This window comes from Acinetobacter sp. YH01018, from assembly GCF_013420295.1.
GTDB lineage: Bacteria > Pseudomonadota > Gammaproteobacteria > Pseudomonadales > Moraxellaceae > Acinetobacter.
Window position 1 is genome coordinate 1 of the sequence record NZ_VOYL01000109.1, and the last position, 2,266, is coordinate 2,266.

The window sequence follows — 2,266 nt, forward strand, 5'->3', positions numbered from 1 at the left end:
ATCTAGCAAAAAATTTAGCATCCAGCTCTTTCTGAGCTTTTCTCTCAAAGCACAAGTGTTGCTGTGATTTTTCGATAAAATCATCAAGATTATGTATCAACTGTAAGATTGCAACATAATTAGAATGTACACGTAAGCATGGCTCCGTTTGCATTAATAGCAATATTTTTTGCCAAATTTTCACATAGATTATTTTGAACTTTGCTTGTACTACTACTTTCTGGCTCTGTTTAATCTTTTTGATTTTCAGTAGTTCTGAGTTAATTTTTACTATCTTAAATTGAACATTTTGTCGCTCAAAGCAAAAGGGCATGATAAATTGCCCCATAAATATCTCTATATTTTTTACTAAATAGTCAAATTTTAACATTTTTATCGATATAAAAAATGAGCATATCTTTGTATATTAAAATTCATTTAATTTATCAACTAAATTTTCTCAAAATTACAATTATCAACAAATACATATGGTTTACTTATCATGGGTGGTCTAAATTTTAAAAATTCTTCCACTTTTTTTTAGTTTTCTGTTATTACATGAAACAATACCGTTGTATTACATTTTGAAATGCTGTGTATGCAGCATTGATCAAAAAGATTCTCTGCTATACTTACTTCACGTGTAGCATCAATGGAGTTTCGAAATGCTCAGAACCACTGAACAGAAAAAAAAATATATTCAAGCGACACGTGCGCAAAACTATCAAGCCAGCCTAAAGCTTGAAGGCATTACAACGACAGCTCAAACAACTCAACAAAGTAAAGCTGAAATCTTGCAAAAATATAAGAAGTATTCGCAACCCGAAACTTAGTCAGGTGCATGTATGGATAAATATGGGGAAATGGGTGACAGCCTGTATTGTTACCCTGGCACAAATATCCTAAAGAACAAACTCAATATTCATGATGAACAAATTTTAGAACAAGCTGAACTAGAACTGTCTGGATTGGCAAGTAACTTAATTGAATATGCTGAACCACCTTACGACTTACAATACTTAAAATCAATTCATGCGCAGCTCTTTGGCGACTTATACGACTGGGCAGGAAAGTTAAGACAAATCGATATTTCCAAAGGTGACACCCGTTTTTGTAATTTTTCCCGTATTGAAATTGAAACCAATAAACTACTCAAACCGCTTCAAGAAAAAAAATACTTTCAAGGCTTAGCAGCACAACAACTGATTCCTCAACTTGCCGACTTGTATTGTGAGCTTAATGTCATACACCCATTCCGTGAAGGTAATGGACGTACACAACGGATTTTCTTTGAGCATCTGATTGCTCATTGTGGTTATGGTATTGATTGGTCTCGCATTGACTCTCAACAACAATGGATTCAAGCCAATATTGAAGGTTTTTATGGTAATTTAAATCCATTAATTAAGATTTTTGAAATATGCTTTATTCAAAATACCTAAAATTTAAGTAGTCGAAGCCCACAATCCTTAATGAGCCATCATCTTTGCTTCAATCCACTGATTAATTTCCCAAATAAACCAACAATCACGATTCTTAGAAATCTTAATACTCTTCGGGTAATTTAGGATCGTAATATTCAGATTACTTATCCAGAATTGAATAGATCGTTAACTTAGATAGACTTTTAAGCAATGTAACTTGCCGCATGTTTATCAACATATGTCTCAAAAAAGTCTGCCCATACATAGATTTATGGCGTTTAGTGCTTAAATTTCAGATTAATCTTCGTCTGATGACCTGAATGGATGTTACAGATTACATGCAGGTGAATTACTCTGTGGCTGTATCATGGCTTTTGTGCAATCCAATCCATTTGATCCGAATGTTCTCTTTTGCAATAAAGCAGCCTCTTCTGCTTTTCCTGAACCAACGAACTATGTCATTGATTTGATTCAACCGACAACAGTGATGCTGAATCAAATCTCCAAAGAAGGGATTAAATGCAAGAAATGTGGTAAGAAAAAGATAGGGGATGGAAGTTATTATCCGTCTAATTGGAACCAGCCCATGAGTCGAGATCAGTTGAGTAAGAATCATTTTAAATGAATAAGAGAAGGATGGCTTACCTCACTTCTCCGAATAACAATGCTATGCTTTTCAACCAAGGTTATAAATTGGCAACTACATTTCATTCTTCTTCATGCTGGTCCTATAGCCTGTAGACAATTACTACATCATTTGCATTCAATGCTCAATACAGCCTGTCAGCAGAACCGCAGCGATACTTTTTTTCGTGCATACATGTAGTGTTTAAATCCATTCATTTTTCAATGATCCTCTGCCG

The 2,266-nt window shown here is 34.2% G+C and carries 4 protein-coding genes; 3 read left to right on the top strand and 1 reads right to left on the bottom strand.

Annotated features, from left to right (window positions below):
* On the bottom strand, window positions 1-370 hold a 370-nt coding region (locus FTT83_RS15770), incomplete at its 3' end, for a hypothetical protein (RefSeq protein WP_257234926.1).
* Window positions 371-644: 274 nt separating this feature from the next.
* Here FTT83_RS15770 and FTT83_RS15775 point away from each other — a divergent pair.
* The 3 genes from FTT83_RS15775 (at window position 645) to FTT83_RS15785 (ending at window position 2,028) form a co-directional block, all read left to right on the top strand.
* Window positions 645-812, top strand: a complete 168-nt coding sequence (locus FTT83_RS15775) for a YhfG family protein (RefSeq protein WP_002125865.1) — start codon at window positions 645-647, stop codon at window positions 810-812.
* A gap of 12 nt (window positions 813-824) precedes the next feature.
* Window positions 825-1,421 carry a putative adenosine monophosphate-protein transferase Fic gene (locus FTT83_RS15780; RefSeq protein WP_159138897.1) on the top strand — a complete coding sequence of 199 codons (597 nt, stop codon included), beginning with the start codon at window positions 825-827 and terminating at the stop codon, window positions 1,419-1,421.
* A gap of 349 nt (window positions 1,422-1,770) precedes the next feature.
* Window positions 1,771-2,028 (top strand): hypothetical protein, encoded by a 258-nt coding sequence (locus FTT83_RS15785; protein ID WP_004726728.1) that lies wholly within the window; start codon window positions 1,771-1,773, stop codon window positions 2,026-2,028.
* Window positions 2,029-2,266 lie beyond the last annotated feature (238 nt).